Raw genomic sequence first — 16,065 nt, 5'->3', positions numbered from 1 at the left:
GGCGCGCCTCACACGTCAAGGCGACGCGCCGTTTTAACGTGGACACCCACAATGGTGAAGAATCGGGGAGGCGAGAATGCGAGCGCTACGGGTGGTCGGGCTGCACGAGGACGGTAAGTCCATCGTGTGCGAAGACCCGGCGAGCCGCACGCGCTTCCTGCTCCCCGCGGATGAGAGGCTGCGAGCGGCGGCGAGGGGTGACATCACCCGCCTCGGCCAGATCGAAATCGAGTTGGAGAGCCAAATGCGGCCACGCGAGATCCAGGCACGAATCCGGGCCGGTGAGTCCGTGGAGCAGGTCGCGAGCAGCGCCGGCGTCACCGTGCAGCGCGTCGAGCGGTTCGCGTACCCCGTCCTCCTCGAACGATCCCGCACCGCCGAACTGGCCCAGCGAGCCCATCCGGTCCGCGAAGACGGCCCCGACGTCCAGACGCTCGGCGAGGTCGTGGCGCATTCCTTCGGGCAGCGCGGCCACGACTACAGCCAGGCGACCTGGGACTCCTGGCGAGGCGACGACGGCAAATGGGTCGTCGTGCTGAGCTGGAAGGCGGGCCGCTCGGACAACCGCGCGCACTGGTCGTTCGCGCCCGGCGCGCACGGCGGCACCGTGCAGGCCCTCGACGAGAACGCCGAAGTCCTGCTCAACCCCAACGCCTACCGCGCCCCGCGCACGGTGCGGGCACTGGACCCCGGCAAGGACGCGGTCGTCCAGCCGACTCTCGACAGCGTCGATGCGTTCTCAGCGGTAAAGAGTACTTCGAACGGTGTCCCGGACGAGCCGGTCGCGAAGGTGATCGACGCGCCGATAGCGGAGCCCGAAGAAGAGACCGAGCCACCACTCCCGGCTGACGAGCCGGAAGAAGTGGCCGAACCCGCTCCACGGGCGAAGGGGAAGAAGAACCACCCCATCGTTCCATCCTGGGAAGACGTTCTACTGGGCGTCCGATCACAACGAGGTTGAATCCGCACGTAGTGGCCCCTTCCGGTGGAGGGGCCATTACGTGCGTCCGGGGACCTGCGCGATCAGGGATTTCGGCGCCACGAGGCAATACGCGTCGGTGACGATCCGCTCGATTTCGGCCCAGTCGACGTCCACGTCCAGCCGCACCCCGAGCCACCCCCGATGCCCGACATACGGCGGGCGGAAGAACCGCTCCGGTTCGGTGCCCACCAGTTCCTCCTGAGCCCCCGGCGGCGCCGGGCACCAGAAGGCGACCTTGTCGTCGTGATGACGGTCGGCGTACATGACGAACGTCTTCTTGCCCCGCACGAACCACGTCGGCTCGCCGTGACTGAGCCGCTCGGAGGCTTCCGGCAGCGCGAGACACAGCCTTCTGAGTGAATCGAGCGGGTCACCGGTCATGGAGCCCAGTATCGTCGCCGCTCGGCTCACGCGGAACCGATCGTCCTCCCCTACCCTCGGGGACGGGAGGGATCATGTTTTCGACGACCGGGGAGAACCCGTGGCAAGTGCGGGTCACGAGACTGCGCTACCAAGTCCTGTCCGGAGCGCCGTACGCACATGTGTCCCCGCTCGAATGGCAGGTCGACCCGGACAGCATCCGCTTGATCGCCCGCGAGCGCGGCTACGTCGAAATCCCGCCGATGTTCCAGGGCTGCCTGAGTTTCCGGCACGCGCCTGACCGGTTTCCCCCGGCCCCGGCATTCGACCATCCCGAAACCGGGCCGGACAAGAACCGGGAACGCCGGCTCCGCAACCGGCTCGACGGGAGATCCGCGGTCTGGCTCAGCGTCCGCCACGCCGGGCTGTCCACCCGGCACATCACCGAAATCGCCGTCGGCGAAGGAATGACCGTCGTCGCCGACCTTTCGGACCCCACCGACCGGCTACTCCTGGTGAGCCGGGATCCGCGGCCGCCCAAGCGGCCCATACCCGTCCAGGCGGGCCTGAAGCGGTTCCGCTACTCGTTCCTGCTGTGGCTCCTGCCGCTCGCGAACTTCTTCCTGTGTTTCATCGCCGGGTTCATCGTCAGTGCTTCGAATGGCTACGACCCGGAAACACCGATGCTGACCGTCCTCATCGTGATGGCCTTCGGCCTCGCGATCCCGCTTTCCTTCATCGTCTCCGTCTTCCCTCGCACGACCAAGGCCGGATGGCTGGCGAAGGAGTTCAACGGGAGTAACAGCGTGCAGTTCCCGTTGAGCCTGTTCGGGTTCTCGGAGGCCCTGGCCGTCCAGCTCGCCGCTCATCACGGCTACTTCCTGATCGGGCACACCGGTTCGCGATTGCACGGCCGCTACCTGAAGTTCGCCAAGCAGGTATAGGAAGGGCAGCCGATGTACCTGTCGCCGGAAGGGATCCAGCCCGTCGAATTCGGGGCCGAGTGGGCCTGCCTCCTCGGTTCACTGCGGTACCGGCAGTTCGATGGACGCTCCGTCGTGCACGTCTCCCCCGCCATCTGGGGAATGGATCCGGTGACCATCCGGCAAGCCGCCTACGACCGCCGGTACGTCGAGGTCCCTCCCGCCGGACCCGGCGTCCTGAGCTTCCAGTTCGCCCCGGACTCGTTTCCCGGACGGCTCTTCGACCATCCGTCACCGAGCCCGTCCCCCTCACGCGCTCAATGGCTGATGAAGAAGGTCCGAGGCAAGGACCGGGTGTGGATCAGCCTGCAGGACGCGAAACTCAGCCGACGGCAGGTCGCCGAACTCGCGAGCCAGGCGCAAATGACCGTAACGGCCGAATTCGCGGACTCCACCGACCGGATCCTGCTGCTCACCCACGCTTCGAATCCACCGCGCACGACGAGCGGACTCCGGATCGGTTCGCCGGGTTTCCTCACCGCCACCGTCGTGACCGCGACGATCCTGGCCGCCGTGGGCTGCGCGGCCGGCGTGATGACCGAGCGTCCTTGGCTCCTCTTGTCGAGCGTGATCATCGGCTTGCCCCTGGTCCTGGCGAGCGTCCTGTGGACGCGCGCCGCCCCCAAGAGCCGCCGCGTGAGCTGGCTGGCCGACCGGTTCGACGGTTCCCCGTCGCTCCTGATCGGCACTGATGCCTACGGGGTCAGCCTCGAACTGGTCGCACAGATCGCCGCTCACTTCGACTACTACTACACCGCATGGGTGCGGCTGAACAACGGACGGCTCCAAGGAATGGCGTTCGTGCGACGGAACATTCCGGCACACCGGGGAACGGACACGGACGGGCGAACGTCGGACACAGGTGACGCGGGGCGGTTCTAAACTGCCGGTCGAGCCGTACCAAAGGGGGGTACATGAGCGGGTACACGGTGAAGATCGCCGAGCTGGGAAAGCTCATCGGCGATCTGGAAACCGGCGCCGACCGGATGGCGGACGCGAACAGGAAACTCTCCGGCGGCGGCGCGTGGGGCGCGCTGGGCAACGAGGATCTCGCGAAATCCGGAATGGACTTCGAGGAAGCCTGGGAATTCGGTATCGGCAGGCTGGGTGAAGCCGCGGAAGGCGTCACCGAAAGGCTGAAGAAGGCCCAGCAGAAGTACCAGAAGATGGAAGAAGAATTCGGCGGGGACCTGAACAAGCTCGCGGAGCTGATTCCCGGCCCCCACGGCCCATCGGGCGGGGGCACGCCGGCACCCGATCCGTCGCCGCGGTTCCCGCTCGGCGACGACGGCGGTCCCGTCGGCGGCGGATACACCGGGGGCATCACCGACATCCTCGGAGGTGGCCGGTGACCGGCAACCAGTACCCCGCGCTCGGCTTCGACCCGGCTCCCGGCGACGTCGGCGGCGTCGGCGATCTGGCCGGGAAGTACCGCGCGGTCAGCCGTGACCTCGCCGAAGCCGACACCATGCTGCGCCAGATCGTCACGAAGCAGGGAATCTGGACCGGCGAGGCCAGCGAGGCCTTCGCCCGGCGCCTGGGGCCGCTGCCCGAGTACCTCGACGGCGCGGCGCGCTCGATGGCGCAGGCCGCATACGCGCTCGAAGGCTGGACACACGACCTCGGGGAGCTGCAGCGTCAAGCAGCCGATCTCGAGCGGCAGGCCAAGGCCGCCGCCCAAGCGGCCGAGCAGGCTCGCGCCAATCCCGACTTCGCGCTGGCCAACCGGACGTTCACCGACCAGGAGTCCTTGCAGATCGCGCAGGCTCTTCTCGACAACGCCGGGCGGCAGCTCCAGGCGGCCATCGACGGGTGCACGGAAATCCAGGAAGCCGCGAAGAAGCTGCTCGAACAGCACAATTCGGCCGCCGCGCGCGTCGCGGATCTGCTCCGGAAGGCCAAGGAACTCGCTCCTGACGAGCCGGACCTGCTGGACGACGTCGTCGACGCGGTCACCGGAGTCGTCACCGACCTCGTGAACACGACCGCCGATGTCGTGGACGCGGCGTGGGATCTCGTCCAGGACAACGCCGAGATGCTGTCCAAGGTGTCCGACGTCATGGGGGACATCGGCAATCTGCTCGGCGTCGCCAGCGACGTCATCCCCCCTCCCGTCGGCGAGATCACCAGCATCGTCGCGGCGGGCTTCGGGGTGGCGGCTCTGGGCGGGCATCGCGTGGCGAAGGCAGCCGGCGCGGACGTCGCACCCGAGACGCTGACCTTCGATGCGATCGGCGCGGCGACCTCCTTGGCCGGGCTCATCCCCGGGAGTTCCGCGGCGGCGGCCAAGATAGCCACCGCCGCCGGGCTCGCCGGTTACGGCGCTCTCGGCGTCCAGGCCGGCATGGACACGGCCGGTGAAATCCAAGGACGCAAGTTCGAAGGACCGATCGACGACTTCAAGAACTACTGGGTCCCGAAGGACGGCGCCCAGTGGGCCGTCGCGGGTTCGTCGATCATCTTCGGCGGGGCGCCGCTGGCGGCGATGGCCATGGGCAACGCGATCGAGCAGGGCGCGGCCGAGGATCGCAAGAACGCCCAGGAGCGCGCGGAAGACAAGGCGTGGAGCTGATGAACGCGACCGCTCTCCGGATCGACTTCCCACCCGGCTTCACCGGGATGCCGGTGACCGGCGACGACGCGATGAACGCGCGAGTCGCGCTGGGCGTCGGCGAAAAGGCCGCCGCCCACGCCGGGCGGTCCACCGAGGACTTCGCCGCCGCGTTGATGGCCTTGACTCCCGAGCTGAAGGCGAACGGCGTGCGGGTGTTCGGCAAGTTCGCCGCGGGCGACGGCCCGGAGTACCTCGCCACGTTGTCGCTGGCGGTGCTGCGCTGGCCGGACGCGGATCCGGAGATGCTGGCCCTGCGGCGCACCGCGGTGGCCGACGCGTTGCTGGACGTCCACCGGAAGAAGCACCCGCGCGCCGACGCACGGGTGATCCGGTTGCCGATCGGTCCGGCTATGGCCGCCGTCATGGCGGGCGAGTACCGGCTGCCGCCGGAGTTCACCGGCCGCCCGGCGGAGATCGTCCGCGCACAGGCCAAGGTGGAGTACCAGATCCCGCTGCCCGACGGCGAGTACCTGGCCGTCCTGGTGGTCGCCGCCGAATCCGAGACAGGGTGGCCCGCTGTCGCCGAGGCCGCGTCCCGCGTGGCGCACAGCCTTCGCCCGGGCACCACGGAGGAATGACCATGGCGGAAGTCAGCAATCCCCAGCTGATCGAGGAAATGCGCTGGCAGCTGCGCGAGATCGAGGCGCGCAAGGCCGAGAACGCCAAGGCGCTCGCCGCGGCGGGTGGTGTGACGGAGGTGACTTCCCCCGAGGGCACGGTCACGGTGACCGTCGGCCCCGGCGGGGTGATCGGCGAGGTCCGGCTCACCGACAAGGCGATGGCGTCGAGTGCGAGCGCGCTCGGCGAGGTGATCACGGCGACCATCAGCCGGGCGCTGACCGGGGAGCCCGCGCCGCGGCCGAACCGTCCGGCACCCGCCGAGGACGACCACGACGAGCCGGCCGACACCGTTTTCGATCTCTAGAAGACGACGATCAGCACGCCGATCCACGCGAACACGATCCCCGCGGCCGCGCCGAAGGAGGCCCACCGCACGATCGGCACCCGCCGGGCGAGCCACAGCGACGGCGTGATCCCGGCGGTCACGACGGCGGACGCGAGCAACGCGAGCCAGCCGTTGGTCTCGCGCGCGAGGGTGTTCGCCAGTGCCAGCATCGCCACGACCACCAAGGCCGCGGCGAACGCGGAGACGGTCAGCCCGGTCAGCCACGGGGTCGGTTCCCCGGCGGGGTCCGGCGTGCCGAAGAGCCGCCGCGCGAGTTCGTTGCGGCGGGCGGGGGCGGGTGGGTCGATCATGACCCGGTCGCCGGAGACGGGGTCGACGAACCGCACCGACGTGCCCATCGTGGCGGCGACCCGCTGGGCGAGCTGGCGGCCTCGCTGGGAGACCACGGAAGCCGCCTCGGTGCCGGAGCCGCCGACGGCGGAGGCGACCCTGGCCCATTCGTGCAGCGCCTGCGCGAGATCCGAACCGATCGCGAGTGAATGCGGGTCCACCTCACGCGCGCTTTCGCCGCCCGGACCGGCCAGCACCGCGCGTCCCTCACGGATCCGCAATTCCATGGATTCTCCTCGTGATCGCTCGGGTGCTCACGATAGCGGTGGACGTGTCTCGTAGAACGCGATCGCGCCCGCCGTGGCGACATTCAGCGAATCGACGCCTTCCGGCATCGGGATCCGCACCGCGACGTCGGCGGCGGCGATGGCCTCCTCGGTCAGGCCGGGGCCTTCCGCGCCCAGCATCAGCGCGACCTTCTCCGGTGCCTGGTCCCGTAACTGGCGCAGCGAAACGGAATCCGCACGAGGAGTGAGGGCCGCGATGCGGAAACCGCGTTCCCGCAGCAGTTCCAGATCGCCGGGCCAGGAGCCGAAGGTCGCGAACGGCACGCGCAGGACGTGCCCCATCGAGACGCGGACGCTGCGCCGGTACAGCGGATCCGAGCAGCCGGCGCCGAGCAGGACCCCGTCGACGCCGAGCGCGGCCGCGTTGCGGAACAGCGAACCGAGGTTCTCGTGGTCACCGACGCCTTCGAGTACCGCGAGCACCCGTGCGCCGTCGATGACCTCTTCGACCGTCGGTGGCGGGGACGGCCGGTCCGCGACGGCGAGGATGCCGCGATTCAGGTGGAATCCGACCACGTCGGCCATCGTTTCGGCCGACGTCACATAACCGGGGACGCCGACCCGGTCCAGGTCTCCGCCCAGTTCGTGGAATCGCCGTTCCACCCCGAGCAGGGAACGGACCGGATAGCGGGACTTGAGCAGGCGCTCGACCACGACGGTGCCCTCGGCGATCACAAGGCCACGCCCACCCGGCCTATCGGGACGCCGATCGGCTGTGGACAAGTCGCGGAAATCGTCGAGCCGTGGGTCGCCCGAGTCGTCGATGGTGATCAGTTCTGCCACCAGGAGAGTGTGTCATCCGCCCGCTGCGCGCCGTTTGCGTCCGATCGTCCACGGGTAAGTAGTACGAATGGAGGTATTTTGCTGTCAGTTAACCCCTCGTGACAGAGAGCACCAGTTTGGCCGCTAGCCGGGTGGCTGCGAGGCGTGAAACCGTTGGGCCGCCTGGCAGTCCCGCCTGGATCCCGCGGAGCGTGGCCAATGAGGAGCTCGACGAACATGGGTAAGAATCTTTCGGCGGACCCCTCCGAGCCGCAGGATCGCGGCCGCTATCGCCGGAAGGTACAGCGCTGCCTCGACACCCTGGCCCGGATGCTCACCGACGGAAGTTTTTCCTTCCCGCGCAAGAACATCGGCCTCGAGGTCGAACTGAACCTCGTCGACGGCCGGCTGCGCCCGTCGATGACGAACACGACGGTGCTCGAAGCGCTGAACGATCCGTCGTTCACCACCGAGCTCGGCCAGCACAACCTGGAGCTCAACGTGCCGCCGCGGCCGCTGGCCGGCGAGTCCGCGCTGCAACTGGAGGACGACCTCCACGCGTATCTGGGCGCCGCCTCCCGCAAGGCCGAGGAATCCGGCGCCTCCCTGGCGATGATCGGCATCCTCCCGACGTTGCGGCACGAGCACTTCGACCAGAAGTGGCTGACCAACAACGCCCGGTATTCGCTGCTCAACGACCGGATCTTCGCCGCGCGCGGCGAGCGCACCGTGCTCTCGATGGAGGGCGCGCCGCTCCCCGGCCGCCAGCCCGAGCGGCTGCGCAGCTACTCCGAATCCATCCTGCCCGAGGCCGCCTGCACCTCGGTCCAGTTGCATCTGCAGGTCGCGCCGGAGGAGTTCGCGGCGCACTGGAACGCCGCGCAGGCACTGGCGGGCGTCCAGATCGCCGTCGGCGCGAATTCGCCGTTCCTGCTCGGCAAGGCGCTCTGGCACGAGACGCGGATCCCGCTGTTCCTGCAGGCCACCGACACCCGGCCCGAAGAACTGAAGAACCAGGGCGTGCGGCCGAGGGTGTGGTTCGGCGAGCGGTGGATCACGTCGATCTTCGACCTGTTCGAGGAGAACGTCCGGTACTTCCCCGGCCTGCTGCCCGAGACCGACCGGGAGGACCCGATCGAGGCGCTCGACTCCGGGCAGGCCCCGAAACTCACCGAACTGCGGATGCACAACGGCACCGTCTGGCGCTGGAACCGGCCGGTCTACGACGTCGTCGACGGCCTGCCGCATCTGCGGGTGGAGAACCGCGTGCTGCCCGCGGGCCCGACCGTCGTCGACATGGTCGCGAACGCCGCGTTCTTCTACGGCGCGCAGCGGGCGCTCGCCGAAGCCGAACGTCCAGTGTGGACACAGATGTCGTTCCAGGCGGCCGAGGAGAACATGTACGCGGGGGCGCGCCGGGGTTTCGACGCGCAGCTGTACTGGCCGGGTATCGGCTGGATCCCGCCGGACGAGCTGGTGCTGCGGGTCCTGCTGCCGCTGGCGCACGAGGGATTACGCCGGTCGGACGTTTCGGACGAGGCGAGAGAGCGCTATCTGGGCATCATCGAGCAGCGATGCCTCACCAGGCGGACCGGCGCGGCTTGGCAGCGTGAGTACGTCCTGCGCGCGGAGGAGCGCGGCGCCGAGCGGGAGACCGCGTTGCACCGGATGCTGGGCCGGTATCTGGAGCTGTCGGCCACCGAGACGCCGGTGCACACCTGGTCGCTGGAGGCTTAGAGTCTTCCTCCAGGGAGGTGGCTCGTGCCCAAGATCATCGGCCGGTCGCTGGAGGAGCACCGGCGCGAGGTCCGCAGCAGGGTGTTCGACGTCCTGCGCGGGCAGCTGTACGAGCGCGGATTCGACGCGATCACGCTCGCGGGTGTCGCCGCCGAAGCCGGCCTCGGCCGGACGGCGATGTACAACCACTTCCCCGACAAGGAAAGCCTGCTGGTCGCCTTCGTCGAGGACGAGGCGACCCGGTACGTCGAACGGCTGACGGCGGCCGTCGCGACGGCGGACACCCCGGTCGAGAAGCTCGCGACGTTCGTCCGGCTCCAGCTGCGGGTGCTGGCCGAGTACCACCTGCCGCCGGGGACGGCGCTCGCGTCGGCGCTGGCACCCGCCGCGTACCGGCGGATCAGCGCGCACGCCGACCCCATCACCGGCCAGTTGCGCGAGATCCTCGCCGAGGGGGTGCCGGACGAGGATCCCGACGTGCTGATCCCGATGATCACCGCCGCGCTGGGCAGCCGTCAGGTCGTCGACGTGCCACCCGAACGGCTGGACGACGCGATCGAGGGAGCCGTCCGCTTCGTGCTCAGAGCGGTCGGGATGACGGAAAACCCGTAAATTAGGGTAGCCTAACCCGCAGTTGTGCCTTACGCTCTTTCTGACAGCATGTCAGATCGATGCTTGGAGGCTCTGTCCATGCCGGTGACCACCGACGTCGAATCCGGGCCGTTCTCCGCGACCCTGCGCGCCTCCACCCTGCCCGCCCACGAGCGGGCCAACCACTCCGAGTACATGAACGCGCTGCTCGGCGGCGAGCTCACGCGTGAGGGATACACCCGGCTGGCGATCCAGTACTACTTCATCTACCAGGCCATCGAGCGGGCCGCCGACAAGCTGGCGAAGGACCCGGTCGCGGGCAAGTTCGTCTTCGAGGAGCTGCGACGGCTGCCGAGCCTGGAACGCGACCTCGAACACCTCGTCGGCCCGGACTGGCGCGAGACCATCCGGCCGCTGCCCTCGACGGAGCGCTACGCGCGGCGCGTGGCCGAGGCGTCGGACTGGTCCGGCGGGTTCGTCGCCCACCACTACACGCGCTACCTCGGCGACATCGCCGGCGGCCAGGTCATCCGCCGGCTGCTGGAGCGCAAGTACGAGCTCACCGAGGCGGGTTCGCTGTTCTACCACTTCGACCAGCTGGGCAGCGCGCCCAAGTTCCGGGACAACTACCGCGAGCAGCTGAATTCGGCGCCGTGGACCGAGGACGAGCGCGCTCGGCTGATCGAGGAGGCCATCGTGGCCTTCGAGTGCAACATCGCGGTGTTCGACGAGCTGGCGAGCGAGCTGGACGCGTACCGGGCCGCCTGACCTCGTGAGTGGTAAGGACGGTTCTAACCGTCCTTACCACTCACGAGCCCTACGCCCTTCTGCGCCGCGACACCACCGTCACCAAGGCGGTCCCGGCACCCACCAGCACCAGGCCCCACAGCAGCCAGCCGCCACCGTCCACCCCGGTGGACGCGAGCGCCGGGTTCGGCCGGTACTTCACGTCCGGGACCAGGTCATCGGAAGCGCCCGGTCCGGCGCCGGGCCCGGAGCCACCCGGCCCCGGCAGGTGAGCGCATGAGGCACCCAGGCTCACCGTGGCCTCGTCGAGCGCCTCTCCGACCTGGTAGAACTTCGCGAACGCCTCCGCGTTGCCCAAGGTCACCTTGATCCCGGCGACGCTCAGCGCGCCCGCACCTTCGCTGGTCTTCGCCGCCGCGAGGTCCAGCGAAGCGAGCTCGACACCCGGCTGGTCGATCGGTGGCGACGGCGCCCCGCTGGTCGTCTTCAGCGCCACATCGGCGAAGAGCTTGCCCTTCCCCTGCGCCACGACCACTTTCGGCCGCCCGATCGACAACTCGAAGGAGTGACCCGGGTAGGCGAAGGTCACCTTGCCCCGGAACTGGGTCGTGAAGTCTGCCGCCGACTTGTACTGAGCGCTGTCGAAACCCCATCGATAGGCGCCGCTCGGCGGACCCGTCCCGTCGATCTTGTCGATGCCGGTGATCTCGACGCCGTCCGAGGCGGTGATCGACGTGCCCGACCCGGTCCCGACGTAGCGGCGGAAGCTCTGTTTGAAGCCCCACAACAGGTTTCCCTGCTTCACCGATTCCGGGGTGAGCACGCACGCCGAGGAGGTCGTCGTCGTGACCGGAGCCGGACTCGAAGGAACCGTGCTCGAAGGAGCCGGGCTCGAAGTCGGAGCCGGTCCGCTCTTGCCGGGGAAGACGATCCGGCCCGTGTCGAGCGCGTCACCCGCTTTGTAGAAGTCGGCGAACGCCGCGGCGCCCGCGGCGGTCAGTTTCGCCGACTCGATATCGGTGACGACGTTGTCCCCCGCCTGCGCCGGAGCCTTCAGTTCGAGGTCCGCCAGCACGACGTCGGACGGTGCCCGCACCTTCTCCGGCGCGGTCTTGGTCCCGTAGAAGGTATAACCGATCTTCGCCGTGAGCGTCCCGGTTCCGTCGCCCGCGAAGGTGATCCGCGGGTCGGCGACGGTGAAGTCCCAGATCGTATGCGCTTCGAAGGTGTACGTGACCTGCCCGGTGTACGAGACGGTTCCCTTGCCGGAGTCCACTGTGGACGAGCCGTATTTCCACTTGTACGGGAACGGCTCGACGTTCGGCGCGGCGGTGTCCAGCGTCGCCCCGTTCGACGGCGTCACCGTGCCACCGCCCCGGGTGATGTAGGACCGCCAGGACTGCTTGAGCCCCCAGCCGAGGCCCGCCGCGGTATCACCCGAGCCGGGATCACCGAGGCCGGTGAACGTCAACGGTGTCGTGCTGTCCCAGGTGAGCGCCGGAGTGTCCCAGCCGAAGACGAAGACGCTGAACGGCTGCGTCTTCGCGCTGTAGGTCGTGCCACTCGCGACGTACTCGGCCTTGACGGTGACCGAGTATTCCCAGTTCCCGTCGTCGCCGAGCGGGAGCTGGCTGCCGACCGCGCCCTTCTTGATCAGGCGGCTGACCTGGAAGTCCTTACCGGTCCGATCGCGGACGTCGGCCTTCGCCGGGCCCACGCGCAGGCCGAAGCCCTTTCCGTCGTTGGCGGCCGGATCGAAACCGGTGCCCTTGACGACGATCTTCGTACCGCCCGGATCGAGGCCCGCGCTCGGCGTCACGGTCACCTTGGGCGTGAACGGGTCGGCGGCGAGCGCCGGGGTGACGGCGATTCCGGCCACCAGTGCGGCGCCCGCCAGCGCGGCACCCCATCTTCGCAAGGACACTTCAGTCACCTTCCGTGTTGCGGGGCCGCTTTCGGGCCCGGATCAGGGGGACGGCGAGCGCGGCGATCAGCACCACACCCGCCACGACGGCGATCCACCACCACGAACCGGTTTCCCCGCTCCGCGCGGCGGGTTCGGCGACCGGAACAGGCTCCGTGGATTCCACAGTGGACACATCAGGCGCCGAAGAGGACGTCGGAGGCGCACTGGAGGATGGCGGTGAAGACGAGGGAGGCGGCGGAGCGACGGCCTGGGTCGTCGGCGCCTTCGGCACGGCGAACGTCACCGGGGTGAAGGTCTCGTTGTTCGCGTTGACCACGCCGTGCGCACCGACCGTGATCAGTCCACATCGGACCTTGAGGCAGTCGACGTCGACGATCTTCCCGGTCCGGTCGGCGGCCTTGAACCGCGCGCCGGGGATCACCAGCGTCGCCGACCATGTCCCGTTCGCGGCGATCTCGCCGTTGGCGGCGGACCCGGTGTCACTGCCGGGGAAGGCCAGGAACCGCTGGAAGCCGTTGTTGTCCTTGGTTTCCTTGTCCTTGACATACCGGTAGGTCTCGCCGGCCGCGCCACCCTGGCTCGGCTGCCACGCGCCGTCGGCGACCCAGCCGAACAGCAGATAGATCCCGCCGTGCCCCTTCGGCACGGACTGGAATCCGGTTCCCTTGACCTGCAAGGAGGTCGCGTACTCGGGATCCGCGGAGCCGGGCGAGAACGTCACGGCCGCGCCCGCCGCGGAAGCGGGCAAAGGTGCGGCGATCATGAGCAGCCCGGCTGCGACGGCCACTCTCATCAACTGTTTCATCGGCGCTCCTCGGCCGCTCGGTGGGGAAGGACGATCGGTTTCCCGGTGCGGGGATGGGTCAGGACTTCCACGGGATGCCGGTAGACCTCGCTGAGCAACGACTCCGTCAGCACCTCGGCGGGCGTGCCCTCGGCGGCGAGCCGTCCCTCGGACAGCACCGCGACCCGGTCCGCGTATGCGGCGGCGAGCCCGAGGTCGTGCAGGACGACGAGCACCGCGTCCCCCGCCTCGGCCCGCGCCCTCGCGAGCGTGAGGATTTCCTCGCTGTGCCGGAGATCCAGCGCGGCGGTGGGTTCGTCGAGCAGCAGGATCCCCGCTCGCTGGGCGAGCACCCGCGAGAGCGCGGCCCGCGCCTGCTCGCCGCCGGACAACGTGGTGAACCGGCGCCCGGCGAAGTCGGTCATCCCGGTCGCCTTCAGCGCGGCTTCGATCTCGGTGTCGTCGAAGTCCTCGGCTTCCGTTCCCCGCCAAGGGGTCCGGCCCATCCGCACGACCTCGGCGACGGTGAACGGGAACGTCACGGTGTTCTGCTGGAGCAGGACCGCGCGCCGTCGCGCGAGTTCGATCCCGCTCCAGGCACCGAGTTCGGCTCCAGCGACGAAGACCCGTCCCGAATCCGGGCGAAGATCTCCGGCGAGCAGGCCGAGCGTGGTCGATTTGCCCGCGCCGTTCGGTCCGACGACCACGACGACCTCACCAGAGCGCACCTGCAGCGATACTTCGCGAAGCAGTGTCTTTCCTTCGACCGTGTAGGAAACGCGGTCGAGTTCGGCACCAGTCATGCCCAGCCTCCCGAACGACGCCGGGTGCGCAGCAGCAGCCAGAAGAAGAACGGGCCGCCGACGAGCGCGGTCAGCATGCCGATCGGCAGATCGGCATAGGTGAACAGGGTTCTGGCACCGAGGTCGGCCGCGGCGAGCAACAGCGCGCCGCCGAAGAGGCTTGCCGGGATCAGCACGCGATGCCCCGGTCCGAGCAGCATCCGCAGCCCGTGCGGCACGATCAGGCCGACGAAACCGATGATCCCCGAATACGAAACGGCCGCGGCCGCCATCAGCGCGACGACCACCACCGCACCGATCCGCAGCCTTTCGACGTCCACGCCGAGGTGCCTCGCCTGCCGCTCCCCGAGCGCGAGGAGATCGAGTTTCCGTGCCAGCGCGATCGACACGACGACGCCGACGGCGACCAGCGGCAGCACCGTCACCACGTACGGCCAGCGCGAACCGGCGAGGGAACCCAGTTGCCAGAACACGATCTGCTCGCGGGCGGCCTGGTCCGCGGAGAACATCAGGAGCGAAATGATCGCCATCGCGACCGCGTTGACCGCCACCCCGGTCAGGATCAGCGTGACCACCTCGGAGCGCCCACGTGACCGCGAAAGCACGTAGACGAGCAGTGTGGTGACGAGCCCGCCCGCGAAACCCAGGGCAGGCGTGGTGAACGCGCCGAAGAACGTCCAACCGGCCACAATGGACAGACTCGCGCCGACGGCCGCGCCGGACGAGACACCGACCACGGCCGGTTCGGCGAGCGGGTTGCCGAACACCCCCTGCATCAACGCGCCACAGACGCCGAGCACCCCGCCGACCAGCAACGTCATCACCACGCGCGGGAACCGGACCTGCCACAGCGCGCCCTCGGCGAACGGGTCCAGCGGCGGTTCCGAGAGCCCGAGCCGGTGCAGCACCGAATCGAAGACCTGTGACAGCGGAATGCCGTACTGCCCGCTGCCCGCGGAGACGAGCGAAATCGCGACGACACCGGCCACGAGCACGGTGAAGACCGCGGTCACCTTGAAACCGCGGTTCATCCGGCGTCGTCCGGCGCGTAGAGGGCCCGCGCCAGCGCGTCGAGCACCCCGGCGGTGAGCGGTCCGAAGCTCAGGATCTGCGAGTCCGCCATGTCCACGACGCGGCGGTGCTGCCCAGCGGGGGTCTGCGCCACACCTGGCACATGGAGCGCGCCCTCGACCCCGCCGACGGACTCGAGCCCCTTGGTCATCATGAGGATCACGTCGGGTGCGGTCTTGGCCAGTGCCTCCGGGTTGACCGGGCGCATGCCCTCGACACCCGCCTCCGTGGCGACGTCGACCGCGCCGAGCGCCCGGATCAGCGAATCGGCCCCGGAACCCTTGCCGAACAGGTGGTACACACCGGCCTGCCCGCGCATGTACAGGAAGACGACACGGAGCTTGCGGCCCGGATCCGCCGGGGCGAGCTTCGCGATCTCCGCTTTCTTCGCGTCGACGTCGGCCGCGAGCCTGGTGGCCAGGCTTTCGCCCGCTTCGGGAACGCCGAGCGCGGCGGCGACCTGGCGGACGACGTCGCCGACGTTGTCCATCGAACGCTTCGAGTCGACGACGACCACGGGCACCCCGGACGCGCGCAACTGCAGCACGGCGTCCCACGGGCCGAGGGTCGTGTCGGTGATCACCACGGTCGGCCGCAGCGCCAGGATCGCCTCGGCGTTGAGCCGGTGGCCGTTCACCGTGACCAGCGGCAGATCCCTGGCCGACGGGAAGCCGGTCGAGACGTCGCGGCCGACGACGTTGCCGCCGAGGCCGAGCCCGAAGACCGTCGCGGCGAGGGTGCCGGACATGTCGAAGGCGAGGATCCGGCTCGTGTCGGTCACGGTGACCTGGGTGCCTTGGTGATCGGTGACGGTCGCCGGGAGGTGCTGGACCGCCGGTTTCGTGCCGGTGATGTCGGCCTGCGCGAGCCGCGCGGTGGTCGGTCCGGCGTGAGTTTTGGGCTCCGCCAAGGGCTTGACCTGCGAAAGCGGGCGAAGGTCAGTGCCTGTCTCGGCGGCCTTCGTCGTCGCCAACGGCGGTGAGGAACATCCAGAGACAACGCTGACAACGATGACGAGGCAGAGCGCGACCGTGGAAAGCGACCCCCTTGACAACATTAGGCAAGGCTAACCATATTTACCGGTGGATAGGTAAGCCTCACCTAAGGCTGTGACCTCCTT

At 69.0% G+C, this 16,065-nt stretch carries 18 protein-coding genes; 10 read left to right on the top strand and 8 right to left on the bottom strand.

What is annotated here, in order from left to right:
• The first annotated feature begins 76 nt into the window (after positions 1–76).
• Positions 77–961 carry a septation protein SepH gene (gene sepH / locus ACZ3HL_RS07570; protein ID WP_465529490.1) on the top strand — a complete coding sequence of 295 codons (885 nt, stop codon included), beginning with the start codon at positions 77–79 and terminating at the stop codon, positions 959–961.
• 36 nt (positions 962–997) lie between these two features.
• Here sepH and ACZ3HL_RS07565 read toward each other — a convergent pair whose 3' ends face one another.
• Positions 998–1,363 (bottom strand): MmcQ/YjbR family DNA-binding protein, encoded by a 366-nt coding sequence (locus ACZ3HL_RS07565; RefSeq protein ID WP_465410826.1) that lies wholly within the window; start codon positions 1,361–1,363, stop codon positions 998–1,000.
• A 74-nt stretch (positions 1,364–1,437) separates the two neighbouring features.
• Here ACZ3HL_RS07565 and ACZ3HL_RS07560 point away from each other — a divergent pair, with 74 nt between their 5' ends.
• The 6 genes from ACZ3HL_RS07560 to ACZ3HL_RS07535 are packed head-to-tail and all read left to right on the top strand — an operon-like array spanning position 1,438 to position 5,864.
• Positions 1,438–2,286, top strand: coding sequence for a hypothetical protein (locus tag ACZ3HL_RS07560; RefSeq protein ID WP_465529488.1), 849 nt, complete (start codon positions 1,438–1,440; stop codon positions 2,284–2,286).
• Between the two features lie 12 nt (positions 2,287–2,298).
• Positions 2,299–3,207, top strand: coding sequence for a hypothetical protein (locus ACZ3HL_RS07555; protein WP_465410824.1), 909 nt, complete (start codon positions 2,299–2,301; stop codon positions 3,205–3,207).
• Positions 3,208–3,239: 32 nt separating this feature from the next.
• On the top strand, positions 3,240–3,677 hold the full coding sequence (locus tag ACZ3HL_RS07550; protein ID WP_465410823.1) for a hypothetical protein: 438 nt from the start codon (positions 3,240–3,242) through the stop codon (positions 3,675–3,677).
• Complete coding sequence (locus tag ACZ3HL_RS07545) at positions 3,674–4,897, top strand: putative T7SS-secreted protein (RefSeq protein WP_465529486.1); 1,224 nt, start codon at positions 3,674–3,676, stop codon at positions 4,895–4,897. The genes ACZ3HL_RS07550 and ACZ3HL_RS07545 overlap by 4 nt, the downstream gene beginning before the upstream one ends.
• The gene (locus ACZ3HL_RS07540; RefSeq protein ID WP_465529484.1) at positions 4,897–5,517 is read left to right on the top strand and encodes a hypothetical protein; all 621 of its coding nucleotides are present in this window, start codon (positions 4,897–4,899) and stop codon (positions 5,515–5,517) included. The genes ACZ3HL_RS07545 and ACZ3HL_RS07540 overlap by 1 nt, the downstream gene beginning before the upstream one ends.
• 2 nt (positions 5,518–5,519) lie before the next feature.
• Positions 5,520–5,864 carry a YbaB/EbfC family DNA-binding protein gene (locus tag ACZ3HL_RS07535; protein ID WP_465529482.1) on the top strand — a complete coding sequence of 115 codons (345 nt, stop codon included), beginning with the start codon at positions 5,520–5,522 and terminating at the stop codon, positions 5,862–5,864.
• On the opposite strand, the gene ACZ3HL_RS07530 is transcribed toward ACZ3HL_RS07535, so the two are convergent.
• Together ACZ3HL_RS07530 and ACZ3HL_RS07525 are read right to left on the bottom strand one after the other, a co-directional pair.
• Positions 5,861–6,463, bottom strand: a complete 603-nt coding sequence (locus ACZ3HL_RS07530; RefSeq protein WP_465529480.1) for a DUF2537 domain-containing protein — start codon at positions 6,461–6,463, stop codon at positions 5,861–5,863. The genes ACZ3HL_RS07535 and ACZ3HL_RS07530 overlap by 4 nt on opposite strands.
• 27 nt (positions 6,464–6,490) lie before the next feature.
• Positions 6,491–7,306, bottom strand: a complete 816-nt coding sequence (locus ACZ3HL_RS07525) for a TrmH family RNA methyltransferase (protein WP_465410818.1) — start codon at positions 7,304–7,306, stop codon at positions 6,491–6,493.
• A gap of 216 nt (positions 7,307–7,522) precedes the next feature.
• Here ACZ3HL_RS07525 and ACZ3HL_RS07520 point away from each other — a divergent pair, with 216 nt between their 5' ends.
• The 3 genes from ACZ3HL_RS07520 to ACZ3HL_RS07510 all read left to right on the top strand — a co-directional run bounded on the left by ACZ3HL_RS07520 (position 7,523) and on the right by ACZ3HL_RS07510 (position 10,381).
• Positions 7,523–9,022, top strand: a complete 1,500-nt coding sequence (locus tag ACZ3HL_RS07520) for a glutamate-cysteine ligase family protein (protein WP_465410817.1) — start codon at positions 7,523–7,525, stop codon at positions 9,020–9,022.
• A gap of 24 nt (positions 9,023–9,046) precedes the next feature.
• On the top strand, positions 9,047–9,634 hold the full coding sequence (locus tag ACZ3HL_RS07515; protein ID WP_465529478.1) for a TetR/AcrR family transcriptional regulator: 588 nt from the start codon (positions 9,047–9,049) through the stop codon (positions 9,632–9,634).
• A 78-nt stretch (positions 9,635–9,712) separates the two neighbouring features.
• Positions 9,713–10,381: a biliverdin-producing heme oxygenase gene (locus ACZ3HL_RS07510; protein WP_465410815.1), complete on the top strand. Its 669-nt coding sequence runs from the start codon at positions 9,713–9,715 to the stop codon at positions 10,379–10,381.
• Between the two features lie 49 nt (positions 10,382–10,430).
• On the opposite strand, the gene ACZ3HL_RS07505 is transcribed toward ACZ3HL_RS07510, so the two are convergent.
• From ACZ3HL_RS07505 to ACZ3HL_RS07485, 5 genes are read right to left on the bottom strand one after another with little or no spacing between them, the layout of a single operon-like run.
• Positions 10,431–12,284, bottom strand: coding sequence for an HtaA domain-containing protein (locus tag ACZ3HL_RS07505; RefSeq protein ID WP_465529477.1), 1,854 nt, complete (start codon positions 12,282–12,284; stop codon positions 10,431–10,433).
• 1 nt (position 12,285) lies between these two features.
• Positions 12,286–13,092, bottom strand: a complete 807-nt coding sequence (locus tag ACZ3HL_RS07500) for a hypothetical protein (protein WP_465529475.1) — start codon at positions 13,090–13,092, stop codon at positions 12,286–12,288.
• Positions 13,089–13,874: a heme ABC transporter ATP-binding protein gene (locus tag ACZ3HL_RS07495; protein WP_465529473.1), complete on the bottom strand. Its 786-nt coding sequence runs from the start codon at positions 13,872–13,874 to the stop codon at positions 13,089–13,091. Before ACZ3HL_RS07495 ends, ACZ3HL_RS07500 begins: the two co-directional genes overlap by 4 nt.
• Entirely contained in the window at positions 13,871–14,905 is a 1,035-nt protein-coding gene (locus ACZ3HL_RS07490; RefSeq protein ID WP_465529471.1) for a FecCD family ABC transporter permease, read from the bottom strand. The genes ACZ3HL_RS07495 and ACZ3HL_RS07490 overlap by 4 nt, the downstream gene beginning before the upstream one ends.
• On the bottom strand, positions 14,902–15,855 hold the full coding sequence (locus tag ACZ3HL_RS07485) for a heme/hemin ABC transporter substrate-binding protein (protein WP_465529469.1): 954 nt from the start codon (positions 15,853–15,855) through the stop codon (positions 14,902–14,904). Before ACZ3HL_RS07485 ends, ACZ3HL_RS07490 begins: the two co-directional genes overlap by 4 nt.
• Between the last annotated feature and the right edge of the window lie 210 nt (positions 15,856–16,065).

Source organism: Amycolatopsis sp. NPDC000009 (assembly GCF_055563465.1).
This window is presented reverse-complemented; position numbering and strand designations above follow the sequence as displayed.

What these genes read in the sequence shown, in the direction of transcription:
- sepH (WP_465529490.1), top strand. Translation starts at nt 77, where the DNA reads ATGCGAGCGCTACGGGTGGTCGGGCTGCACGAGGACGGTAAGTCCATC.
- ACZ3HL_RS07565 (WP_465410826.1), bottom strand. Translation starts at nt 1,363, where the DNA reads ATGACCGGTGACCCGCTCGATTCACTCAGAAGGCTGTGTCTCGCGCTG.
- ACZ3HL_RS07560 (WP_465529488.1), top strand. Translation starts at nt 1,438, where the DNA reads ATGTTTTCGACGACCGGGGAGAACCCGTGGCAAGTGCGGGTCACGAGA.
- ACZ3HL_RS07555 (WP_465410824.1), top strand. Translation starts at nt 2,299, where the DNA reads ATGTACCTGTCGCCGGAAGGGATCCAGCCCGTCGAATTCGGGGCCGAG.
- ACZ3HL_RS07550 (WP_465410823.1), top strand. Translation starts at nt 3,240, where the DNA reads ATGAGCGGGTACACGGTGAAGATCGCCGAGCTGGGAAAGCTCATCGGC.
- ACZ3HL_RS07540 (WP_465529484.1), top strand. Translation starts at nt 4,897, where the DNA reads ATGAACGCGACCGCTCTCCGGATCGACTTCCCACCCGGCTTCACCGGG.
- ACZ3HL_RS07535 (WP_465529482.1), top strand. Translation starts at nt 5,520, where the DNA reads ATGGCGGAAGTCAGCAATCCCCAGCTGATCGAGGAAATGCGCTGGCAG.
- ACZ3HL_RS07530 (WP_465529480.1), bottom strand. Translation starts at nt 6,463, where the DNA reads ATGGAATTGCGGATCCGTGAGGGACGCGCGGTGCTGGCCGGTCCGGGC.
- ACZ3HL_RS07520 (WP_465410817.1), top strand. Translation starts at nt 7,523, where the DNA reads ATGGGTAAGAATCTTTCGGCGGACCCCTCCGAGCCGCAGGATCGCGGC.
- ACZ3HL_RS07510 (WP_465410815.1), top strand. Translation starts at nt 9,713, where the DNA reads ATGCCGGTGACCACCGACGTCGAATCCGGGCCGTTCTCCGCGACCCTG.
- ACZ3HL_RS07500 (WP_465529475.1), bottom strand. Translation starts at nt 13,092, where the DNA reads ATGAAACAGTTGATGAGAGTGGCCGTCGCAGCCGGGCTGCTCATGATC.
- ACZ3HL_RS07495 (WP_465529473.1), bottom strand. Translation starts at nt 13,874, where the DNA reads ATGACTGGTGCCGAACTCGACCGCGTTTCCTACACGGTCGAAGGAAAG.
- ACZ3HL_RS07490 (WP_465529471.1), bottom strand. Translation starts at nt 14,905, where the DNA reads ATGAACCGCGGTTTCAAGGTGACCGCGGTCTTCACCGTGCTCGTGGCC.